This window comes from Methylocystis rosea SV97, assembly GCF_000372845.1.
GTDB lineage: Bacteria > Pseudomonadota > Alphaproteobacteria > Rhizobiales > Beijerinckiaceae > Methylocystis > Methylocystis rosea.
In genome coordinates this window covers 2,942,853-2,964,534 of record NZ_KB889963.1, presented here as the reverse complement: position 1 = coordinate 2,964,534, position 21,682 = coordinate 2,942,853, and the positions used below count along the sequence as shown (strand labels likewise).

The 21,682-nt window shown below is 60.9% G+C and carries 17 protein-coding genes; 10 read left to right on the top strand and 7 right to left on the bottom strand.

Annotated elements, in window-relative coordinates:
- Position 1: 1 nt before the first annotated feature.
- Positions 2-6,055, bottom strand: a complete 6,054-nt coding sequence (locus A3OO_RS0115650; protein ID WP_018408784.1) for an apolipoprotein A-IV repeat region-like domain-containing protein — start codon at positions 6,053-6,055, stop codon at positions 2-4.
- A gap of 269 nt (positions 6,056-6,324) precedes the next feature.
- Here A3OO_RS0115650 and A3OO_RS0115645 point away from each other — a divergent pair, with 269 nt between their 5' ends.
- Entirely contained in the window at positions 6,325-6,768 is a 444-nt protein-coding gene (locus tag A3OO_RS0115645) for an Hpt domain-containing protein (RefSeq protein WP_018408783.1), read from the top strand.
- Here the strand turns inward: A3OO_RS0115645 and A3OO_RS0115640 are convergent.
- Positions 6,735-7,646, bottom strand: coding sequence for an ABC transporter substrate-binding protein (locus A3OO_RS0115640; RefSeq protein WP_018408782.1), 912 nt, complete (start codon positions 7,644-7,646; stop codon positions 6,735-6,737). The two genes, A3OO_RS0115645 and A3OO_RS0115640, sit on opposite strands and share 34 nt — an antisense overlap.
- Positions 7,647-7,901: 255 nt before the next feature.
- On the opposite strand from A3OO_RS0115640, the gene A3OO_RS21775 reads away from it, so the two are divergent.
- Both A3OO_RS21775 and A3OO_RS0115630 read left to right on the top strand, forming a co-directional pair.
- Positions 7,902-9,056, top strand: a complete 1,155-nt coding sequence (locus A3OO_RS21775; protein WP_245257175.1) for a glycosyltransferase — start codon at positions 7,902-7,904, stop codon at positions 9,054-9,056.
- Between the two features lie 56 nt (positions 9,057-9,112).
- Complete coding sequence (locus tag A3OO_RS0115630) at positions 9,113-9,604, top strand: hypothetical protein (protein WP_018408780.1); 492 nt, start codon at positions 9,113-9,115, stop codon at positions 9,602-9,604.
- 33 nt (positions 9,605-9,637) lie between these two features.
- Here A3OO_RS0115630 and A3OO_RS23035 read toward each other — a convergent pair whose 3' ends face one another.
- Together A3OO_RS23035 and A3OO_RS0115625 are read right to left on the bottom strand one after the other, a co-directional pair.
- Positions 9,638-10,795 (bottom strand): DUF2235 domain-containing protein, encoded by a 1,158-nt coding sequence (locus A3OO_RS23035; protein WP_198008823.1) that lies wholly within the window; start codon positions 10,793-10,795, stop codon positions 9,638-9,640.
- Positions 10,796-10,987: 192 nt separating this feature from the next.
- Positions 10,988-11,950, bottom strand: coding sequence for an IS1595 family transposase (locus tag A3OO_RS0115625; RefSeq protein ID WP_026223039.1), 963 nt, complete (start codon positions 11,948-11,950; stop codon positions 10,988-10,990).
- A 117-nt stretch (positions 11,951-12,067) separates the two neighbouring features.
- Between A3OO_RS0115625 and A3OO_RS0115620 the strand changes: the two genes are divergently transcribed.
- The 5 genes from A3OO_RS0115620 (at position 12,068) to A3OO_RS0115605 (ending at position 14,470) form a co-directional block, all read left to right on the top strand.
- Positions 12,068-12,322 (top strand): helix-turn-helix domain-containing protein, encoded by a 255-nt coding sequence (locus A3OO_RS0115620; protein WP_018408778.1) that lies wholly within the window; start codon positions 12,068-12,070, stop codon positions 12,320-12,322.
- Between the two features lie 187 nt (positions 12,323-12,509).
- The gene (locus tag A3OO_RS24810; protein ID WP_083909773.1) at positions 12,510-12,884 is read left to right on the top strand and encodes a type II toxin-antitoxin system RelE/ParE family toxin; all 375 of its coding nucleotides are present in this window, start codon (positions 12,510-12,512) and stop codon (positions 12,882-12,884) included.
- Entirely contained in the window at positions 12,862-13,410 is a 549-nt protein-coding gene (locus tag A3OO_RS23025; protein WP_198008821.1) for a helix-turn-helix domain-containing protein, read from the top strand. The genes A3OO_RS24810 and A3OO_RS23025 overlap by 23 nt, the downstream gene beginning before the upstream one ends.
- 9 nt (positions 13,411-13,419) lie before the next feature.
- Positions 13,420-13,734 carry a hypothetical protein gene (locus tag A3OO_RS0115610; protein ID WP_018408776.1) on the top strand — a complete coding sequence of 105 codons (315 nt, stop codon included), beginning with the start codon at positions 13,420-13,422 and terminating at the stop codon, positions 13,732-13,734.
- Between the two features lie 37 nt (positions 13,735-13,771).
- Positions 13,772-14,470, top strand: a complete 699-nt coding sequence (locus A3OO_RS0115605; RefSeq protein ID WP_018408775.1) for a glycosyltransferase family 2 protein — start codon at positions 13,772-13,774, stop codon at positions 14,468-14,470.
- On the opposite strand, the gene A3OO_RS0115600 is transcribed toward A3OO_RS0115605, so the two are convergent.
- Positions 14,429-15,499: a DGQHR domain-containing protein gene (locus A3OO_RS0115600; protein ID WP_018408774.1), complete on the bottom strand. Its 1,071-nt coding sequence runs from the start codon at positions 15,497-15,499 to the stop codon at positions 14,429-14,431. The genes A3OO_RS0115605 and A3OO_RS0115600 overlap by 42 nt on opposite strands.
- A 280-nt stretch (positions 15,500-15,779) precedes the next feature.
- Between A3OO_RS0115600 and A3OO_RS0115595 the strand changes: the two genes are divergently transcribed.
- Together A3OO_RS0115595 and A3OO_RS0115590 are read left to right on the top strand one after the other, a co-directional pair.
- Complete coding sequence (locus tag A3OO_RS0115595; RefSeq protein WP_245257174.1) at positions 15,780-17,264, top strand: DUF7125 family protein; 1,485 nt, start codon at positions 15,780-15,782, stop codon at positions 17,262-17,264.
- 101 nt (positions 17,265-17,365) lie between these two features.
- On the top strand, positions 17,366-18,835 hold the full coding sequence (locus A3OO_RS0115590) for a hybrid sensor histidine kinase/response regulator (protein ID WP_245257173.1): 1,470 nt from the start codon (positions 17,366-17,368) through the stop codon (positions 18,833-18,835).
- Positions 18,836-18,907: 72 nt separating this feature from the next.
- Here the strand turns inward: A3OO_RS0115590 and A3OO_RS0115585 are convergent, their stop codons facing one another.
- Both A3OO_RS0115585 and A3OO_RS0115580 read right to left on the bottom strand, forming a co-directional pair.
- Complete coding sequence (locus A3OO_RS0115585) at positions 18,908-20,530, bottom strand: ABC-F family ATP-binding cassette domain-containing protein (protein ID WP_018408771.1); 1,623 nt, start codon at positions 20,528-20,530, stop codon at positions 18,908-18,910.
- Positions 20,531-20,706: 176 nt separating this feature from the next.
- Positions 20,707-21,420, bottom strand: a complete 714-nt coding sequence (locus A3OO_RS0115580) for an MgtC/SapB family protein (RefSeq protein ID WP_018408770.1) — start codon at positions 21,418-21,420, stop codon at positions 20,707-20,709.
- Positions 21,421-21,682 lie beyond the last annotated feature (262 nt).

The window sequence follows — 21,682 nt, the reverse complement described above, 5'->3', positions numbered from 1 at the left end:
GCTATTCGAAGCGTCCGGAGGCGTGGCTGAGCATGGTGTAGACCTTGCCGGCGTCGCCCGTCAGCAGGTCGAGCGCTTTCGAGCCGTCGTGATCGCCGCGACTCGTCTCGATGAGCAGATCCTCGAAATGCTGGACGTAGCGATCGGCGGTCGCGCGAAACGCCTGATCGACGCGATAGCGGCGACGAATTTCCTCGAAGGTCTGATGGCCTTGCGCGGTGTAGAGACGGCGACCGAAAAGTCCGCCCTTTTCGCCGCGCTGATAGCGGCGCCATAGCTCCGCCACGGCGGCGTTGTCGACCATACGCGCAATGTCGAGCGTCAGGCTGTCGAGGGCGCCCGCCGTCGCCAAGGACCGCGCCTGGCGCGGCGGCTGCGGCGCGGCGTCGTCGAAGGAGGCGCGCGCAAGCAGGCTGCTCAGCCATCCGCCTTGCGGCTCGCGTGTCGGCTCCGCCGAGCGATTCTGCGCGACGCGTGGCGCTGCGTGCTCGGCGCGCGTCGCTTGATCCAGGGCCGGCTGACGGAGCGGAGGCGCGCTTTGTTCGGCGATGTCATAGACGCGGCCCGAACGCGCCACGATGTCGGTGAGTTCGTTCAGCGCCTTCACCTGATCGCCGACGACCCGCCGCAGCGCCGCCGCCTGCTCGGCGGTTTCGCGCGGAATTTCGGTCGCGCCGCGGCGCACCTCCTCGCGGGTCTCCTCGATCTCGCGGTGAATGTTGCGCGCGAGGCCGCGAATCTCGTCTGTCGCGGCGTCGAATTTCGAGCGCGCGTCGCCGAAGAGACGGGTGATCTCTTCATTGGTTTCCGAGAAGGCGGCGCGCAGCGCCTCCGACGTCTGCTCGCGTTCGCCTTCTGCAGCGGCGCGCACCGCTGCAAAGCGCGTCTCGATCAGATCGGCGGTTTGCCGGGAGGTTTCGCTCAGCTCTCCTCCAAGTTCTCGCGACCGCGTCTCGATCGAGCGGAAGGAACGGTCCATCAATTCGCTGAACTGTGTCATGGCGCCTTCAAATTCGGCGCGCCGGCCTTCGATGAGCGTCACCAGATCTTCGAGCGAACGGCGGCGGGCGGCCATCACGGCGTCGAGCGCCTCCTGGCTTTGCGCCAGTTTTTCCGCGCTCTGCGCTAGCGTGTGCTGTCGTTCGTCGAGCGCCGCGACGATGGCGTTGGCGTCTTGCATCGTTCCGCCAGCCACTGCGCTGATATGTTCAACTTGCGTCGAAGCCTCGTTGAGCGCGCCATGGAACTCGGCGAGCCGTCTGCCGAGTTCATGTTCGAGCGTGACCAGATTCCCGCCGGTCTTGTCGATGACCGCATGGAGCGAGGCATTTGTCTCGCCGAGCGTGTCGAGCAGGGTGGGCAGCTCGGTACGAATCTTTTCGTTTGTCTCCAGCAGCGCCGCAATCGAGGTCTGCGCGCTGGTCTCCAGCGTCAGCGCCAGCGCCTCGCGGGAGGCGTCCAGCGCGTTCGTCAGCTCGTCGCGCTTGACGCCAAGGCGCGAGACAAGGGCGGCGCTGCTATTTTCAACGGCGGTCGCCACGAGATCGCCGATCGTCGTCAATTCCTGGGCGACGGCTCCGCCGCGTGCGTCGAGCACGGTCTGCATTTGCGTGAGGCGCTCATCCAGCGCGTCGCTGATCTCCGCGACGCGTTCGGCGAGCGACTGGCCGAGATCGCCGGTGCGCGCATGAAGCGTCGTATCGAATTCGCGTCGCGCGACGGCGAGAACGTCTTTGATGTCCTGCAGACGGGCGCCGATCGTGTCCACGACCAGTCGGCCTCCCTCGTCGATCTCCGAAGAAACGGCGCCGAGCCGGCTGATCACATTGTTCTCGAGCAGCGCGATGCGCCCGTCGAGGGTCGTTTCCAGCTCCTTCGCGTGTCCGCCCAGCGCTTCGTTGATTTCCTCTGTTCTGGAGGCGATCGTATGGGCAAGTTCGCTCGAGCGCGAGAGCAGCACCCAGTCGACGTCTTTGATCTTTGCGTCGAGCGTTTGCATGACTTGGCGCCCGCCGTCTTCCATCACCCGCGCGACTTCAGCCGCGTGTTTGGAGAGCGCCTCCTGCAGCATCTGGCCGCCGACGCCCAGGCCCGCGTCAACGCGGCCGACCAGTTCGTCGATGCGGTCCGCCGCCTCCATTGTTCTGGCGTTGGCGACGTTCTCGAAGGCTTCGATCTTGTTCGACATCGTCGACGCGATGTCGATCGCGCGCGCGCCGAGCTTTTCGACCAGATGGCCGCCTTTGCTTTCGATCGCGCCGTCGATTTCGGCCAGTCTCGCGTCGATCTCGTCAGCGAAATGGCGAGAATTGTCGCCGATCCGGGCGTTGTAATGGTCGACTTGCGCCGAGAGCCTTTCGACAAGCGCGCCGCCCTGCATGCGGATGGTCTCGTCGAGCGACTGCAGCTGGTCGTCGATCCGATGCGTAATCTCTTGCGTTTGCGCGTCGAGTCGAGCGGCCGCGTCCATTGTCCGCGTCGTCAGATTGTCGACGAGCTGCGTTCCCTTGCCGCCGATCACGTCCTCCACGACAGCGAAGCGCTGAGTGAGTTCGGCGCTGAGGCGTTCGGCCTGCGCGCCGACCCGGTCGGCGAGCTCGCCGCCGTCGCGAAGCAGCGCATTCTCGAATTGCGTGAGCTGTTCGCCGAGCGTGACCGCGATGCGCTCGCCATGGTCCGCCAGCGAGGCCACGACGTCTTTGCTTTCTGACAGGACGGCGTTCTCGAAGGCGCCGAATCGATCGTTCACCAATTCATGCAGCCGCTCGCCCTGCGTGGCGATCGCCAGAACGGCGTCGCTCGCCGTATTGGCGAAGCGCTCATGCATCGTGGCGGCGTTTTCGGCGAGAGCCGAGGAGGCGTCCGCGACGCTCTGGCGTAGCTTGTCGCGCAACGCCGCGCCGTGCGTCTCGAATTCGTGCAGCGCGAGTTCGCGCGTCGTCTCCATGGTTTTGGCGACGAGCATTCCCGCCGTCTCGAGCGCGTTGAGCCGCTCGTCGAGCAATTGGTCGACGCGCGTCGCATGTTCGCCGACGACGGACGCCACGCTTTCACTGTGACGCTTAACGGCATCTTCGAAGGAGCCGAGCTTATCGGCGAGGTCGACTTCGGCGCTACCGGCGTGCTCCGCCAGGCGCTGCGCGATCTCGCCACCCTGGCGCACAAGCACGTTTTCGATCGCTTCAAGACTCTGAGCGACAGCGTCGCTGACCTGTCCGCTGTTGCGGGCGAGGCTGTCTTCGAAGGCGGCGAGTTTGTCGCCAAGTTCTGCGGCGGCGCGCTCGGTGCGGGCCGCGACCCGGGCCGCCAAATCTTCGCCCTGGCGCGCGACGACGTCTTCGAACGTCGTCAGGCCTTGCGAAAAGGCCACCGTGGCGCGTTCGCCGTGCTCGCTGACGCGCTGGGTGATTTCTTCGCTGTGACGCTCGACGGCTTCTCCGAAAGCGGCGAGCTGCGCCGAGAGGGTCGATGCGGCGCGTTCTCCCCGCTCGCCGACGCGCTCGGCAATCTCGTCGCCGTGGCGGCTGATGGAGTCCTCAAAGGCGGTGAGTTGCGACGAGAGCGTCGATGTTGCGCGTTCGCCTTGCTCGCCGACACGCTGCGCAATCTGTTCTCCATGACGCGCGACCGCGTCCTCAAACGAGGCCAGCTGAGCCGCGAGCGTCGTTGTCGCCAGCTCGCTCTGTTCGCTCACGCGAAGGGCGATGTCGTCGCTGTGGCGTACAACTGTCTCTTCGAAAGCGGCGAGCTGCGACGTCAGCGTCGACGTCGCCCTTTCGCCATGTTCGCTGACGCGCTGCGCGATTTCCTCGCTGTGGCGCGCAACCGTGTCCTCAAAGGCGGCGAGCTGGGTCGCAATGGTGGACGTCGCGCGTCCGCCATGTTCGGTTACGCGCGTCGCGACGTCGTCGCTGTGCTGCGTGACCGCTTCCTCGAATGCGGCGAGCTGAGCCGACAATGTCGCCGTCGCGCGCTCGCTCTGCTCGCTGACCCGTTCGGCGATTTCGCCGCTGCGGCTGTTGACCGACTCTTCGAATGCGGCGAGCTGCGTGGAGAGCGCCGACGTTGCGCGCTCGCTGTGTTCGCCGACGCTCTGCGCAAGTTCCTCGCTGCGCAGCGCAACCACCGTTTCGAATGCGGCGAGCTGCGTCGCGACGGTCGTCGCGGCCCTCTCGCTGTGTTCGGCGACGCGCGAGACGACGTCCTCGCCGTGGCGGGCGAATGTGTCTTCAAACGCGGTGAGACCGTCCGAAATGACGGAGCTGACACGATCGCCATGTTCAGCGACGCGCATGGCCGCTTCCGCGCTGTTGCGCACCACGGCGTCTTCGAAGGCGGCAAGCCGCTCGGCGAGAGTGGTCTCGATCTGCAGCCCTCGTTCGGCGATCCGTTCCGCCACTTCGCCGCCGCGGCCGAGCACGGTCTGTTCGAAGGCCTGGAAGTTGTCGGCGAGCGTTTCATTGACTCGGTCGCCATGCGTCCCGATCGCCGACACCGCATCGCTGGCGGCGGCGACAAAACGCGCCTGCACAGCGTCGACCTGTTCGACAAGCGCCGTTGAACTCTGGTTCAGGCTGCGCGAGATTGATTCATGAAGCGCTTGTCCGCGCAGCTCGAATTCATTCTGCGCCTTCTGATGCGTGTCTTCGAGCAGGCCGACGATTCGGGTTTCCGCCGTTTCGAGTGTCGCTTTGGCGTTTTCGACATGTTCGGCGACGCGCGTCGTGAGCCGTTCCTGGGTTTCAGCGAGCGAGCGCTCAAAGGCTCCGCCCTGCGTCTCGATTGTTTCGCGAAGCGCCCCGCCGGTCTCCGTGAGCTGCGCGACGATCCGCTCCCCCTGGCCGCCGATCGCCTCGGAAAAACTCGCGCCGAGTTCTTCGAATCGTTCGAGCACATCTTGGCCGCGCGCGCCGAAATCGCCGGCGATCGCTTCGCTCGCGGCTTCCAGCTTGCGGCCAACTTCCTCGACTCCGTCGGCGAAACGGCGGCTGACGTCCTCGCTCGCGCCGGTCACTTTCTGCGCGACTTCGTCGCCGGTCTGGGTGAGGGCGATGAGCACTCTTTCGCCGTGACTGGCCAAGGTCGATTCAAACGCGTCGCCTGCTTCGTCCAGCGCGAGCCGGATCTCTTCGCCCTTGGAGCCGAGCGAGGAGGTGACGCGCGCTCCGGCCTGGCTCACCGCTTCGGCGAGATGGACCGAGGTCGTGGCGAGTTCCTGAGACAGCGTCTCGCGCGCGCCAAAGAGCGCCGTACGGGCGTTGTCGGCGTTGACGACAATCGCTTCGCGTTCGCGCGTCAGCTCGTCGATGAGAAGCCGAATGCGCCGTTCATTCTCGGTGTAGGAGCGTTCGAGGTTGGTCACCTCGGTGCGCACGATCACTTCCAGTTCGCCGGCCCTTGCCAGCGCGCGTTCGATGCCGTCTCCCATGGAGGCGGCTTCGCGCCGGATCGCCTGAGAGAGCGAGACGACTTGCTCGGTGGCGACCGTTTCCGGCTCGATCAGCCGAATGGCCACTTCGGTCATGGAGTTGGCGATGAGCCGCATCTCATGCGCGCGGCGCGCCATCAGTCCCGTGAGGAAGAGAAAAACGAGAGGCGCGATCAGCGCTGCGAGCGTCAAAACCGGCTTCGGCGCGAGCGTCAACCCGCCGGAGTCGAGGATTTCGCCTTGATGGAAATAAACATACAGGGCCCAGCAGGCCGCCCACAGCCCCATGGAGGCGAAGGTGAGCGCCATGATCGAGCGGTTGGGCTTGATCTGCAGCGCCTGCCGCAATTCGCCGACCGTGCGGCGGTCGTCGTTCGCGGGCGCAAGGGCGGGCGCCATGGCTCCGGGCTGCGGTTGAGCGCGGTTCTGCTGCTCGCCGTAAGCCGAGGCCGGCTTTCGCTGGTCCCCCGCGTGCGCTTCCGCTCTCGGACTCTGGGGCGGGCCGGACCGGTTGTTCGCCTCATCCGCAGCGCCTGCGGCGTTCGGCGGCGCGCCGATATCCAGCGCCTCCTCGATCGCCGTCAGAGCGGCGGACGCCGCGTCCTGGATCTTTCCCGATGTCGCCATTCGCCCTCTCCAGCGGCGCAGACGCGTGTCGCCCGGCCGATTTCACGGCCCACCGCTCAGCGACCGCCATTGAATAAAGATTAACCAAACTTTACAGCCCAATCCGGGCAATTGAAACATGTGCGCGGGCCGTATCGGGAAACTTCGTTAACGCGCCCTTCAGGATCGACGCGGCAGTCTCGACGCTGGGCGAGGTTTTGACAGTCCTTTTCCGGCGGACTGCAAAACGGACCGCTTTGCGATAGATATCAAGGGGAACAGGAATGGGGATGGCGAAACTGGCGGACTCCACGTTTCTAAATTGCCAAGCTCAGCCGCAGCCGTTTTCCGTGGCCGACGGAGAGTCGCCGATCGACCTGGTCCATCTCTCCCGTCAGACCTTTGGCGATCATGATCTCGAACGCGAGCTGCTGGGACTTTTCGACGCACAGGCGGCGCAATTCGCGAAACGCTTGCGCTCGCCGGCCGCGCAGGGCGACGCCGACTGGCGCATCGCGCTTGCGCATACGATCAAAGGCTCAGCGCGGGCGGTCGGCGCAACTGAGGTGGGGCACGCGGCGGAGGCATATGAACAGGCGTTGCGCGGCGAGGATGCGAGCGTCGCCGAGAAGGCCGAGATGCTGGGCGCCGCCATCGGACGTGCGCGCGGCGCCATCGCTTTATTGCTGGGCGGCGCGGCTCAGAACGGCCCCACGGGGAAATATTTCAAATAAAGCTCGGCGAAAACGCCGCGCTGGGCAAGGCGGGAGAGCGCATAATCGAGCGCCCGGCGCAGCGGCGCATTGCCTTTTTTTACGGCGATGCCGACGCCCTCGCCGAAATATTTCGGATCGGTGAAGGGGCCATCCCGAAAGACGCAGCAGCCGGCTGCTTCGGCGCCGTTCAGCCAGTAGGAAAGGGCGATGGCGTCGCCGAAAACCGCCTGAACGCGGCCGTTCTTGAGCGCGTTGCGGGCGAGGGCCGGCGTTTCAAACGTCACCAAGGTCGAGCGCGGATAGAAGGCTTGCAGAAACGCCTCGTGCCGCGAGCCCGCGACCACCGCGATCGGGCGGTCGGCGAGGGCGGCGGGAGACGCCGACGTCAGGGTCGTGTCGGCCTGCATGGCGAACCGGCCGGGCGTCAGCATGTAAGGCCCAGAAAAATCGACCTGTTTTCGAGTTTCATCGTTGATCGCGAGCGAAGCGATGATGGCGTCGCCGCTATTGTCGTTGAGCGACGGAATGAGCAGATCCCACCGCCGCCGCTGGATCGTGCAGGCGGTGTCGAGTTCGACGCAGATCGCCTTGGCCAGATCGACGTTGAAGCCGGCGACCTGCCCATCCGATAGCAGAAAATTGAACGGCGGATAGTCGTCCTCGGTCAGAAAGCGGATCTGGCGCAGTCCGGAGACGTCCGACTTTTCCGGCGTGCGGTTGGGGTCCCAAAATGAGGGCGTATTCGCGGCCGGCGGCGTCGACGCGGGGGGCGCCGGCGCGGGCGGCGCGCCGTCAGCCGCCACCGCCGCGAAGCAGGACGTCAGGAACAGTGCGGCGAGCGCCGCACGTATTGAGGCGAGAGGACCGGTTCGGCGCGGCTGAGGGAGACGGCGCATAAAAGGATTGCTTGGCCCTTGTTGGAGGTCGATAGTCGCGCGCAGGCTGCTTGCGCTTGCCGGGTTTATTGCATGAACGTCGTGCCGATCGATAGTGTTGCTTCCTCTGCTTCGCAGATCAAGGACGAACTTCCTCCTCAGCCTTTCAGACGCCGGGCATTCGCTGACTCCTCGGCCATTCGCCGGACGTCGCCGTCGCGTGCGACCGCGTCGAGATCCATTCCTGTCGAAATCGCCTTTCTTTCGGCGTACGGCGTGCCGGAGCAAGTGCTGCAATTCGCCGCTGCGACGGCGCGCCGCCAGGGCGTTTGCGCCGACGAAGCGCTGCTCGCCGAGGGGCTCGTCTGCGAGGATGACTTCTATCAGGCGCTGGCGAAGCATCTCAACGTCGACTTCGTCGACAGTCCTGTCGACGTCGCCCCGTCAGGCGTTGCGACGGCCGAATGCGGCTACGCGCGGGTTCGGGATCCGTCGAGCGGGTTTCTTTGGCTGTTCGCGCCGAGCGGCAGCGGCGTCTTCCGGTTGATGAGCGCGCGACGCGCGGCAAGAGGCCGCCCGCTCTTCGCGATCACCACCCGAACGCGGTTCTTGGAGGCGGTGCGTCGCGCCGATCCGGCCAACGCCGCGCGCGACGCGGCCTTTCTCGTCGAGCGCGTCGACAGGGACCTATGCGCCCGCGGCGGCTTGCGGCGCGGACAGGTGGGACTGCTGCTCGTCGTGCTGATCGGACTGGCGGCGAGCCTTTACGCCCCCTTCTTCTTTCTACGCCTTGCATCGGCCTTGCTCCTTGCAAGCGCATTCTTTTGCGGGGCGTTTCTGAGGCTTTTCGCCTGCACGGCGAGCCTTCAACGCTGCGCCGACGCCGAACCGCTCGAAAGCGAGGCGCAACTGCCGATCTACACGATCGTGCTTGCGCTTTATCAAGAAGCCGCCGTTGCGCGCCAGCTCGCTCGGGCGATCGACCGCTTGGATTATCCGAGAGCCAAGCTCGATATAAAATTCGTTATCGAAGCCGATGATGAACCAACGGCTGCGGCGTTGCGCTCGCATCCGCCGCACGCGCCGCATGAGATCGTGGTTGCGCCCGAAGGCGCCCCGCGCACCAAGCCGCGCGCCCTCAACGTCGCCATGCCGCTCGCTCGCGGATCGCTCGTCGCGGTGTTCGACGCGGAGGATTTGCCCGAGCCACGCCAATTGCGCCGCGCCGCGACGCTCTTCGCCGCCTCGCCGCCGAGCGTCGCCTGCCTGCAGGCGAGCCTCGCCATCGACAATGGCGAGCTAAATTGGATGACGGCGATGTTCGCGCTTGAATATGCGGCGCTTTTTGACGTCTACAACAAGGGCCTCGCAGCGATGGGTATGCCGCTTTTCCTTGGCGGCACGTCGAACCATTTCCGCGGTATTAGGTAGCATGCGCACCTAGCGGAATCTGGCTGATTTCCGCCAGTTTTGCAACAATCGTCGGCATGTCCGACACGATCAAACTGGCGCGAACCGCCACCTATGAGCACACGATTTCCGGCTTGCTGACGAAGCGAGCGGACCTATTCAACGAAGCGCAGCGCATCCGCGACCGGCTGGCAGAGATCAGGAACGATATCGGAGCACTGGACCGCGTCCTTGGCACACTCGGCTATACCGGCGACCTAGACGCAGAAATGCCGCGCCAGAAGCGCCATGTCCTGTTCGGGCGCGGGGAGCTTACGCGGGCAATTCTTGACGTGCTCAGGGAGGCCACAGAACCCCTGCCAACGCGGGAGATCGCGCGCGCCATCTTGGCCGTGAATGAGCAAGACCCAAGAGACAGGCGGTTGCTGACCGAGCATACTCGGCGCGTTAGCAAGGCGCTGCGGGTTTTGAAACGAGAAGGCGTCGGGCGGCGTCCTGGGGACCGTGCCGGCAACCTCAAGTGGGAGATGGCTAGACCCGAGCGCAGGTATTTGACAGAAGCCGGATGAGAGGCAAGCGAAATGAAACGATGCACCGTCTCTTTAATACACATGCACTTCCGGGTCGTCTGCGCGCACTGACCCAACTATAGTAGTAATATCAACGCCCTGTCTGCGAGCCCAATCAGTAAGGTTTTTAGGCCTATAGCTTTCTGTAAGCCGAGCACGATCAAAAACCGACCTATCGATAGTCTCATTTAAATTAATTGTCTTAAGCGTTCCAGAAGTAACCGGACTCGTTCCAATTGATCTATAATGTCTACGCCCGAATGTTAAACCATAATACAAGCCATAGGACATCTCTTTGTAGGAATCAGTTATATTTCCACAACATGACTCATCTGAGTGATCTAAATTTGAAGCAAACTTCATTCCATGTGCTATTGCCTTTGACATAATCCATGTAAGAGGAATCTGTGCCAAAAGGTCACTATTATATCCGCCGCCCACGTTGGCATGAGCGCCAACGAACCATCTTTGTTCTACGTTTTCAATATTCCGTATTTTTGGCCTTTTTTCCTCCGGTAAATCTAGGTGTATGTTCTGTGTATATATTGTTGGTGAGAACGTTTTTCTGTGCTCATCGATTGCTAACGCATGATACGCGTTCTTTATCGGGAGGCGTAGGCCGGTTTCAAGAAAAGAATAATCGCCCCACAATGCTCCAACGGTATCCCATACTCCTATCATATTTATATCCGCTGGTCGTGAGTGCTTCAGCAACCATCTATCTAGCACAGACTGATTTTTTGATTCTCCATTACTCTCATCAATACGTAATTGATATATAGTTTCAGCCTTTTCATCTCTATATCTACCATATAGTTCACCGACTCCAATCGGCGAGCCTGGACTAATTATTCCGTTCTTTGCAATAAGCCCAGCAAGACTCCTCGCTGCATAGGCGCCACGGCTGAAGCCAAAGATAAAAATCTCATCCCCTGGATTATATCTAGGTATTAGCCATTCATAAGAATCTGTAATGAGATCGTTTATCCCGCTGCCCCATGCTCCTCCGGATAGTTTTGACCCGAATGTGGTGCCAAGTCCTCTTATATAATAAGAAACTTGCGTAACGTTGCTTGTCTCACCTCGCGCACACAACGAAAACAAACGCCAAACATTCGTATTGCTTTTAGTAACGTTCCAAGTTCCGTCGATAAAAAGGCAAAGACGCTTCTGTTTTTTTGTGGATGTCATGACATGACTCAAAAATGATGGAATTTGACATATGTTAGCCATGGTCGAAACGTGTGCTGCACTGGTTTTCTTTGTTGTGGCCTTGATTTGCCTTAACAAAGCAAAAAGCCCGGATGCCGGCAATATATGTATGGTAGCGGCTGTAGGCGGATTGGTCTGGTTGATCGTCCAATTAATATCGATTCTATGACGTCACACAATCGCTCTCTGCCAATACCCTTTCCACTGGCGCGACACCGGATGAGCAAGCGCGGCATTGGCAATCATCAGGTATTGCTCACCGTTGCTGACACGGCGGTGATCCTCGCGCCAAGCCATCTCGCGGGCATAGGCTTTGAGATATGGGCCAGCGATATGGTGATGCGTGCCGATTTCAGCGCGGCGAAGCCTGGAAAAGAAGCTCTCGGCTTTGTTCGTGCAAGCGCCTTCGTCTGAGTAGGCCCATTCGTGATTGATGCGCTTCGTCAGGAAACGAGCGTGTAGACGATCCCAATGCGTCGCTTCGTCGGCGTGAACGATGGCGCTGGCGTCGATACGCGCCTCAAGGGTAGGAAGCGACTCCGCTTCGCTCTTGAAAACGAAAGGCAGCGTGCGGCCGTCGCGCTCGCGCATGATAACGACGACGCTGCGCTTGCCGTTCTGATTGACGGCAAGGCGGCGGTCGCGGCGGTTTTCTTTGTAGTTGGCCGGCTTCACGTGACCGCCGAAATACGCGCCGTCGATTTCGACTTCGCCGCCGGCTTTCAGCGTCTCGACTTCCGCAGCCATCGCCTCGCGGATTTTGTGAGCCATGACGTAGGCCGTCTTATACTGGCAGTCGAGATCGCGAGAGAGTTGCAGCGCGCTATGTCCCTTCGCGCCATTGACGAAGATCGCGATGGCCAGAAGATAGGTCGAGATCGGGAGCTTGCGGCTGGCGAAGATAGTGCCGGACGTGACGCTGAATTGATGGTCACAAGCCTTGCACTTGAAAACCGGCCGGCTCTTGTAGGCATAGACGCCAAGGCAGCCGCAATGCGGGCAGACCGGCTCGCCTTCGGTAGATGCCCAGCGGATTTGTTTGAAGGCGTCGCGGGCTTCCTCTTCGGACATGCGGGCGACCCGAGCTAAGCTCAGGCTCCTTGCATGTTTTGAGAGAAGGAAGTGTTGCGACATGGCTTGCTGACTGTCCGCGTTTTCCGCTTATGTCAGCTTTTATAAATGACATCAGAGATGGTGTCAACTTAAAACAATGACCTTGACGTAAAAAGTTGTCATCGCTATTTTCAGTGCATGACTCCGGGACAGTGCCGCGCAGCGCGCGCATTTCTTCAAATTTCGCAAGACGAGCTGGCGAAAGCCGCGAACGTCGGCGTTTCGACGGTTCGCGACTTCGAAGTTGGGAAGCGGGCGCCAATAGCGGCAACTCAAGCTGCAATGAGGGCCGCGCTTGAGGCGAAAGGCGTTTGCTTTGTGGATCGTGAGGGCGACGGTGCATTGGGGATTTTTTATGCGGAGCCGCAGAAAGGCGCTGCCACGCAAGAGTAATTTTGTTAAGGAGTGAATGGTGGAGACGGGGGGAGTCGAACCCCAGGGGAATCCGTGGATAGGGGCTCCCTGGCACCGGCGCTAACCGTCCCCACACTTCACTTCAACTCCGGTTATACTATTAACCGTATAATTAGGAGTCAAGCACTTCAGCTTGAAAATATCATTTTAATGTGATAAGGCTCTTATGTCAGCTTGGTCGATTCTTGACTACGCCGAACTCACCGGTAAAAACAAAATCGTCGAATGGCTGGACGGTCTTCCGGCTGTCGACCAAGCCAAAATCGACAATCGGTTGCTAAAAATGGTGGGGAGCGCAGTATGGCCCGACAAATGGGTGTCAAGGTATAGAAGCCCGGGCAAGCTCCATGAATTCAGAATTTCTGGGATGAATGTCCAGTATAGACCACTGGGCGCGTATTGCGGCCCGAGAAGATACATAATTCTCGCAGGTGCGATAGAAAAAGGCGATAAAATACCAAAATCTGACGTTGACACGGCTCTAGAACGCGAAAAAAGGGTCCATAAGAATGAGAGGCATGCCGTTCCGCATCAGTTCTAAGCTTTCCAATATTTGGAAAAAAATGTCAAACAAAGAATATCGTGATGCGTTCTTTGCCGCAGACAATTCAAATACCATATCTGCTCAGATCGCGACAATGCGTCATAGCAGGAAGTGGACGCAGAAGGAGCTTGCCGATAGATGCGGCATGAAGCAGCCGCGGATTTCTTCTTTGGAAGATCCTGAATTCGATAACGTCGAGATAGCGACGCTTCAGCGAATTGCGTCGGCGTTCGACGTAGCCTTACTTGTCAGCTTTGTCAGATTTAGTGAACTCGCGCGTCGCGCCACCGACGCAAACCATTCCGACTTCAATGTCCCTGAGTTTGCATGCGACTCTTTAAAGCCGAATGCCCCGGCAGCGAAAGAAAATCATTATATGATTTCTGTCGGATTAGCTCCGTCTACTGCTCCCGTAATACGCTGTGATGAGTCTTTTTCGGCTGTCGCTCGCGGAGATGGAGACACCTTGACGTTACCCCCCATGTCGGCGGCGCCAAATTACGCGCAATCGCATCTCCATTGAGAAAGCACCATGCCAGAGAACAAACCTGTGAACCGCAAAGGGCCGGATTGGCGAACTGTCTATGCCAACGGTTTTGGTATCCAGTTTATGGGAATAGATGCAATTATTAATTTTTCTATTCTCGATGACATTTCTGATCCCGCCAAGGGGGTTGAGGACCAAGTTTCGGTGGTGTTGAATGTTCAAAATTTCAAGGCATTGGCCTTGGTTATGAGTGGACTAGTGGCCCATCATGAGAAAACGACCGGCCAAGTCGTCGAAATTAATCCTAGGGTTAAAAAAAACCTCGAAGATGCAATAGCTTCAGAAAAAAAAATAAGCTGAGCCTCATCGCGGCGTTTCTAGGTGCGTTTGCTACCTAATGCCGCATTTCCGCATCGAGGCTTTGCGCGATATCGGCTTCTGGGATGCGTTCAACGTCACCGAGGACGCGGATCTCGGCCTGCGGCTCGCCCGTGCGGGCTTTGAGGTGCGGACATTCGCCTCGCAAACCTTCGAAGAGGCGCCCGCGGTCTTCGGCGCGCTGGTGAAACAGCGCACGCGCTGGTTCAAAGGCTGGATGCAGACATTCATCGTGCATTGCCGCCGGCCGATGCGGCTTTTCGTCGATCTTGGTTCGCGGCGCGCGATCGCGGTGCTCGCCATGTTCGCCAGCGGATTGTTTGGTCCTTTGCTCGGCCCGTTCCTGGCGGCGCGCATGGCCTATGATGCGATCTTTGGGGCTCTGTTGGCGCCGGTCGCGCCGTTAGAAGTCGCCTTGAGCACGCTGTGGTGCTGTCTGGCGATCGCCGGAGCGATCTCCCTGATCTTGCCGCTCGCCATGGGAATGCGCCGGCGCGGCCTGACGCGGTTTCGCCGCGCGCTTCTCTATCTGCCGCTGTGGCTGATGATGCTGAGCATCGCCGCCTGGCGCGCGCTTTATGAACTCTGGCGGCGTCCCTTCCATTGGGAAAAGACCGAGCATGGGCTCACCATGCGCAGTGTTCTCGACGTGGAAATGGAAGTCGATCCATTCGTCTCAAGAGAAGAGCCACTGTTTGATCAGGAAGCCGGCGCTTAGCGCCTTGCCGTAATGCTCATGCAGCGCGACATGGCTCATGCCGGCGCGCGGCAGATCCGATTTCTTCAATCGCTTGAAGAAGGGAATGAGCACGTCCTCGAAGTTCGCCACCGTGTATTTTCCGCCATGTCGATCGGCGACGCGCTCGGCGACATTGGCGAACAGCAGCGCCAGCGCCTTGAACAAGGCCGGATGCGTGATCTGCTCATCGGCGTTGTGCAATCCGAGACCATGTCGGCAGGCGCGTAAGTAGGCGTTGAGCACCGCATAGACTTCCTCCGCTCGCGCGTCGACGAAGGCGCCCTTGATCGACCGAAGCGCGGCGTTGAAGGTGACGCGCGAAATCGTGCCCTTGCGCCGTTCCGCCGGACTGAGCAGGTCCTTGAGCGCGCTGTCGTCGCGTGTGTGAAAAAGATCGAAGACATCGTGGAGCAGCGCGTCGGCTTTCGTCTCGACTTCCGAGAGCCGACGGATGTCGAGCAACAGTTCATTGGGCACCGGCCGCTGCTTGGTGTTGATGTCCATGAACAGGCGGCATTCTTCCGAACGCTTCAGCTTGTTGTAGATCACCACCGGCACGTCGACGGCGCGCTTCGCCAGCTTAAAGCCGAAAATGCGATGTTGACCGTCGATGATCAGGAAGGCGCGGGGGTCCTGCCGGAATGTCAGCGTTCCGGCGGGGCGGTCATAATGCATATGCGCGCGCGACTGCGCCGACAGCACGACGGCGCCAGGAACGGTTCCGAATCCGGCGTCGATATATTTGGCGATGGACTTCGCGCGCTTTGGATCCAGCAGGCGCTGGAAGCCCTCTTCCGGATTCTCGACCCGCGGTTCGACCGTGCAGGTTTCGGCGAGCAGGCTGCTCGGCAGCACCAGCGCGTAAAAGCGGTGCGCGCCTTGAGAAACGAGTTGCGCCGGAACGCTGATCGACGTTTTGCTGGCCGCGGCGGAGGAACTGCGCAATTCGGCCCGTTCATCCGGCAAGGGGGCCGATTCGGCGATATCGCTGAGCGTGTCCCGATCCATGTTCTGATCCCTCGGAAGCGCGAACTTTCAGCGTTCACGACAGCTGACTCGACGAATCGACCGGCACTCGGACAAAACGCTAAGCGGGAAAAGGTTTGGGGGCAAGATGGGCCGAGGGCGCGAAAGCAGGGTTTTATCTTCCGAATGCCTATTCGACGCCGTTGCGGCCGCGGCTGCGATGCGCTTTTAGGCCGCGGAAAGGGAAACATTGCCGAAAGCAATGTTGTCGAATACTTGCTGTGCTGTAAGCTGAACAATCATGATTATCGGGAGCGCCACAGTGTCCGTGCCGATAGAGACAACCTCGCGTTTTGCGACAGGCGTTCCGGGGCTCGACAGGGTTCTTAACGGCGGACTTCCGCGCTGCGCTCTTACTCTCGTCGAAGGTCCGCCCGGCAGCGGCAAGACGACCATGGCGCTCCAGTTCCTGATCCAGGCGGTTCGCGCGGGTGAAAGCTGCCTCCTCGCGACGAGCGCCGAGTCGCCGCAACAGTTGCGGTCGATCGCCGCATCGCACGGATGGAGTCTCGAGGGGATCAGTATCACGGGCCTGTCGGAGCCACCCAGCGCGGAAGAGGGGCTCGATTACACGCTCTTCCCGGAAGCGGAGGTCGAGATCGGCGAGACATTCGACCATCTTTTTTCCGAAGTCGAACGGTTGAAACCAAAGCTGCTCGTGCTCGATACCATCTCGAGTCTGCGTGTTGTCGCGCCCACGGCGGCCTTCCATCGGCGCCAACTGAAACGTATTCGCGACTTCATGGCGGCGCGCGACTGCACGACGGTGATGCTGGACGAAGCGTCGACGACGGAAAAGGATCTGCGCAGCAAAACTATGTCTGACGGCATCATCGAATTGCGGCAAAAACAGTCTTCTTACGGGGCCGACCGGCGCGCATTGCGCGTGAGCAAACTGCGCGGCTGCAGCTATGTCAGCGGCTCACACGACGTAACGATCGCCACCGGAGGGCTGACCGTGCATCCTCGTCTCGTTGCACAGAGCTTTTCGAGCCTCGTGGGGGCTCCGGCGCTCGGCTCCGGCAACTCGGAGATTGACGCGCTTGTCGGAGGCGGGCTTCCCCGGGGTTCGAACACGCTTATAGCGGGGCCTGCAGGCGTCGGAAAATCAACCATATCATCGCTCTACGCAATGGCCGCGGCCAAGCGCGGCGAGAAATGCGCCCTTTTTCTATTCGACGAGAGCGAGGAGAGTTATATCGGTCGCAGCGAGGGATTGGGCCTAGACATGCGCGCTGAAATCGAAGCCGGCCGCATTGAACTCAGGCATCTCGATCCGGCCGAACTGAGCGTCGGCGAAATCGCCGCCCTGGTCATGGATCGAGTCGAGAAGCAGGGCGTGAAGCTCGTCGTGATCGACACGCTGAACGGCTATATGCAATCCGCGATGGAAGAACCGAGTGTTATTCTTCACATCAGGGAGTTGCTCTCCTTTCTGAGCCGTCGTCAGATTGTCACCATCATGACCCTGACCCAGCACGGAATTTTCGGAACGGAACTCTCTTCGCCGCTGGACTTCAGCTTCCTGGCCGACAATGTGTTCCTGCTTCGTTTTTTCGAGCTTAGCGGCGCGCTGCACAAGGCTTTGTCGATCGTCAAAAAGCGTAGCGGCCAGCATGAGCACACGATCCGGAGACTGACGATGAGAGCGGGGGGCGTCGACGTCAGCGAGCCGCTCACAGGCTTTACCGGCGTCCTGACGGGGACGCCTGTGTATCATCCTGAGTCCATCGTTCCGATTCCATGATGGCGGAGAGTAGCGCAGCGGAGGTCGTCCCGAGCGCCGAGGATAGCCTGCGCGTTCTGATTTTGACGCCAACGGGACGCGACGCCGCCCTCGCCGAAGGCTTGCTCAAGCAAAGCGGTCTTTCCTGCTACGTTTGCAGCAATCAAGAAGAACTGCGCCGAGAGATCGCGAAAGGCGCAGGCTGCGTTCTGATGGCGGAGGAGGCGTTGCCGCACAATCGCGCGGTGACCTGGGACGACTTGTTCGGTCCTGAACCAGCGTGGTCCCAGTTGCCCGTCGTGTTGCTTCTCGCCCGCGGCCACGCTCAAAAAGAATTGGCTCTACTCCGAACGATCGAAAAGCGCCCCAGTATAGGTTTTATCGAGCGCCCTACGCAAAAGCGCTCGCTGATCAGCGCGCTCAAGAACGCGATTGAAGCCCGTCGTCTACAATACGCCATCCGCGACGCATTGGACGCGCTGCAGACCGCCAATCGTCGCAAGGACGAGTTCCTCGCCGTGCTGGCCCACGAGCTGCGCAATCCCCTCGCTGTGATTTCCGCGGCGATTCACATCAAGAAGCGTCGCTCAGCCGACAGGGACGACGACATGCTATCGGCGATCGAGAGGCAAACTCAACAGCTCACGCGTATCGTCGACGACCTTCTGGAAGTCTCGCGCATCAGCCGCGGCAAGTTAGAGCTTCACAAGGAGCGCGTGGATCTTGTCGCGCTTGTGCGCGAAGTGTTCGAAAAAGGGGCCGACAAACTTCAGGGCGGGAAACATCGCAAGCAATTTTACGCGCCCTCGACAGAGCTTTTCATCGAGGGAGATCCCATTCGTCTCGGTCAGGTTTTTTCAAATCTTCTCAACAACGCGGCAAAATATACAGCAGACGTCGGCGCGATCGACGTCACGGTGACGCAGGACGGTCGTTCCGCGGTGGTCATCGTTAAGGATACGGGCGTCGGCATTCCGCCCGAAATGATCACCCGCATTTTCGACATCTTTACCCAGGTCGATCGCAATCTCGGAAGGGCTCAAGGCGGGATTGGCGTCGGTCTATCGCTCACCCGCAGTCTTGTAACGCTGCACGGAGGCACAATCGAAGCCCGAAGTGGTGGCGCGGATAAGGGCAGCGAGTTCATTGTTCGGCTTCCATTGAGCGAAGCGCCGGATGCGTCGAACGTTGAACCCGCGCAAGATACAAATGAGCGGCGCGCGTCCCAGACAAAGCTGTTGGTCGTGGACGACGACCACCTTGTCGGCAAACTCACTGGCGAGCTGATCGCCTCCTTTGGGATGGAGGTGCGGGTCGTCCCTGGCGGAGCCGAGGCGCTGGAAGTGATCCCGAATTTTCAGCCCCGCATTGTCTTTGTCGATCTCGGCATGCCCGGGATGGATGGTTACGAGACTGTCCGGAGGATCAGACAGCTTCCCGGCGGAGATTCTCTATTCATCGCAGCGTTGTCGGGTTGGGGCCAGGCCGAGGACTTTGAGCGAAGCGCCCAGGCTGGATTTGACCGGCATTTTGTTAAACCGATCAAGATCTCAGAATTGGAAAATTTGTTCGCCTCGGAGTTGCCAGCCTGAGCACATGAGTCGGGGCGTGTGCTTCACGTCGGCTGAGCGCCGTGCGCGTTCTTGTCGCCGGCCGCGCTGTCGTCAGCTACGGAGACCGGGCGCCTCCTGGCCCGTGCGCGCCACATATTCCGTGTAGCCGCCGCCGTAAACATGAACGCCGTCGGGCGTCAGCTCCAGCACCCGATTGGATAGCGCGGCCAGGAAGCGCCGGTCGTGCGAGACGAACAGCATGGCGCCCTCATATTGCGACAGCGCCGTGATGAGCATCTCCTTGGTCGCCAGATCCAGGTGGTTCGTGGGTTCGTCCAGCACGAGAAAGTTCGGCGGGTCGTAAAGCATTTTCGCCATGACGAGTCGCGCTTTTTCGCCGCCCGACAGCACCCGGCATTTCTTCTCAACATCGTCGCCGGAGAAGCCGAAGCAGCCGGCGAGCGTGCGCAGCGAACCCTGTCCTGCCTGAGGGAACGAGTCCTCCAGCGACTGGAACACGGTGCGCTCGCCGTCCAGCACCTCCATGGCGTGTTGCGCAAAATAGCCCATTTTCACGCTGCCGCCCTGGGCGACGGCGCCGTCGTCCGGCAGCGAGGAGCCCGCCACCAATTTCAGCAGCGTCGACTTGCCTGCGCCGTTGACGCCCATGACGCACCACCGCTCATTGCGGCGCACTTGAAAGTTCAGTCCCTCGTAAATTCTCCGCGCGCCGTAGCTCTTGTGCACGTTCTTCAGGGTGATCACGTCGTCGCCGGAGCGCGGCGCTGGCGGGAATTCGAACAAAACCGTCTGGCGGCGCTTGGGCGGCTCCACCCTGTCGATCTTCTCGAGCTTCTTCACGCGGCTCTGCACTTGCGCGGCGTGCGATGCGCGCGCCTTGAACCGCTCGATAAATTTGATTTCCTTGGCGAGCATTGCCTGCTGACGCTCAAACTGCGCCTGCGCCTGCTTCTCGTTCTGCGCGCGTTGTTGCTCGTAGAACACGTAATTGCCCGAATAGGTCGTCAACGCGCCGCCGTCGATTTCCACCACCTTGGTGACGATGCGGTTCATGAACTCGCGATCGTGCGACGTCATCAGCAGCACGCCCTCATAGGCTTTGAGGAATTCCTCCAGCCAGATGAGGCTCTCCAGGTCGAGATGGTTGCTCGGCTCGTCGAGAAGCATGGCGTCGGGGCGCATGATGAGGATGCGGGCGAGCGCCACGCGCATTTTCCAACCGCCCGACAGTGCGCCGACATCGCCGTCCATCATCTCCTGCGTGAAACTCAGGCCCGCGAGGATTTCGCGCGCGCGGCCTTCCAGGGCGTAGCCGTCGAGTTCCTCGAAGCGCCCCTGCACCTCGCCGTAACGCTCGATGATTTCTTCCATGTCGTCCGCCCGGTCAGGATCGACCATGGCGTCCTCCAGCTGCTTCAGCTCGGAGGCCACCGCGCTGACCGGACCCGCGCCGTCCATCACCTCGGACACGGCGCTGCGGCCAGACATCTCGCCGACGTCCTGATTGAAGTAGCCGATGGTCACGCCCCGATCGACGGCCACCTGGCCCTCGTCAGGGTGCTCCTGTCCCGTAATCATCCGGAAAAGCGTCGTCTTGCCGGCCCCATTGGGACCGACGAGGCCGACTCTCTCGCCCTTGAGGAGCGTCGCGGAGGCCTCGATGAAGAGGATCTGGTGACCGTTCTGTTTGCTGATGTTTTCGAGACGAATCATGTGTGCAGGGGACCCGGGAAGGAAAGTTTGGGTAGCCATTAGGCCATGCGGCGCGCCAGCGGAAGAGCATTCCCGAACCGCAAGCCGTCTCGCCTAAGCTTCGACGGAAACGTCTGCTCTGGGTCAAGATCGTCGACCAGGGGGCGATGACGGCGCTGCCTACTCGCGGCGCGATTTCAGTCGCTTGTGCGCGAGGACCAGGTCGCGTGCGAGACGCCGTCGAGGGCGGCGAGCGCGTCGACCACCGCGTCAAGCTGTCCGCCCGTCGCGCTCGACGTCGCGAGGGTCGCGACGATCTCGACGTCGTCTTCGCGTTCGTTCTCAGCAATATCCTGGATCGGATAAGAGGCGGCTTCGAGCCGCTCGATCAAAGTGTCCCGAATAGCGTCGCGTCGGGCGCCGCTCGCGGTGACGCGGACGTCATAGATCGCTTCCGTCGCGGTTTCGTCGATCGGCGTACGTTCGATCAGACGCACGAGCGGTCGAAGGAGAGTGTTGCCAGCGAGCACGAAGCCCGCGAGCAATAAGGCTTCCGCCGGACGGTCGGCGCCGGCGAAGCCGCCGGTCACCGCCGAGCACCAGACGGTCGCCGCCGTGCTCAGTCCGCGGATATTCATGCCTTCCTTGATGATGACGCCAGCGCCGAGAAAGCCGACGCCCGACGCCACATAGGCCAGCACCTGGGTCGCGCCTTGATTGCCCATGAGCCGCATGCCGAGATCGACGAAAGCGGACGCGCCGAGCGCGACGAGAGCGTTGATCCGCAACCCGGCGGTGCGCTGCCGATACTGGCGCTCCGCGCCGATCGCGGTCCCGAGAACGAACGCCACGAGCAGCGACACAAACGTATTGAGAATTTCCGCGCTGTCGAAATTTGCAATGGCGTTCATGGGCTAGATCCACCGGCGTTCCGCTGCTCGGCTTATAGAAGGCCGGACAAAGCTTGTCGCTGCCGATGCCGCGGTCTCGCGGAATGTTGACCCTGAGGCGACGCTCCTGTATGAAGACTGCGCTGCGTCGCAGCATGAGGCGCTCCAGCCGCGTAGGTTGACGTTTACGTCGACGAGCTGTCGAGCGCCCCCTTTTCCCACGCCGAGGCCCGTTACGCGGGGCCGACTCTTTTTTGGTCCTGAGCTGGCGCTCTCCTCGCCG

What these genes read in the sequence shown, in the direction of transcription:
- A3OO_RS0115650 (WP_018408784.1), bottom strand. Translation starts at nt 6,055, where the DNA reads ATGGCGACATCGGGAAAGATCCAGGACGCGGCGTCCGCCGCTCTGACG.
- A3OO_RS0115645 (WP_018408783.1), top strand. Translation starts at nt 6,325, where the DNA reads ATGGCGAAACTGGCGGACTCCACGTTTCTAAATTGCCAAGCTCAGCCG.
- A3OO_RS0115640 (WP_018408782.1), bottom strand. Translation starts at nt 7,646, where the DNA reads ATGCGCCGTCTCCCTCAGCCGCGCCGAACCGGTCCTCTCGCCTCAATA.
- A3OO_RS0115630 (WP_018408780.1), top strand. Translation starts at nt 9,113, where the DNA reads ATGTCCGACACGATCAAACTGGCGCGAACCGCCACCTATGAGCACACG.
- A3OO_RS23035 (WP_198008823.1), bottom strand. Translation starts at nt 10,795, where the DNA reads ATGACATCCACAAAAAAACAGAAGCGTCTTTGCCTTTTTATCGACGGA.
- A3OO_RS0115625 (WP_026223039.1), bottom strand. Translation starts at nt 11,950, where the DNA reads ATGTCGCAACACTTCCTTCTCTCAAAACATGCAAGGAGCCTGAGCTTA.
- A3OO_RS0115620 (WP_018408778.1), top strand. Translation starts at nt 12,068, where the DNA reads ATGACTCCGGGACAGTGCCGCGCAGCGCGCGCATTTCTTCAAATTTCG.
- A3OO_RS24810 (WP_083909773.1), top strand. Translation starts at nt 12,510, where the DNA reads ATGTCAGCTTGGTCGATTCTTGACTACGCCGAACTCACCGGTAAAAAC.
- A3OO_RS23025 (WP_198008821.1), top strand. Translation starts at nt 12,862, where the DNA reads ATGCCGTTCCGCATCAGTTCTAAGCTTTCCAATATTTGGAAAAAAATG.
- A3OO_RS0115610 (WP_018408776.1), top strand. Translation starts at nt 13,420, where the DNA reads ATGCCAGAGAACAAACCTGTGAACCGCAAAGGGCCGGATTGGCGAACT.
- A3OO_RS0115605 (WP_018408775.1), top strand. Translation starts at nt 13,772, where the DNA reads ATGCCGCATTTCCGCATCGAGGCTTTGCGCGATATCGGCTTCTGGGAT.
- A3OO_RS0115600 (WP_018408774.1), bottom strand. Translation starts at nt 15,499, where the DNA reads ATGGATCGGGACACGCTCAGCGATATCGCCGAATCGGCCCCCTTGCCG.
- A3OO_RS0115585 (WP_018408771.1), bottom strand. Translation starts at nt 20,530, where the DNA reads ATGATTCGTCTCGAAAACATCAGCAAACAGAACGGTCACCAGATCCTC.
- A3OO_RS0115580 (WP_018408770.1), bottom strand. Translation starts at nt 21,420, where the DNA reads ATGAACGCCATTGCAAATTTCGACAGCGCGGAAATTCTCAATACGTTT.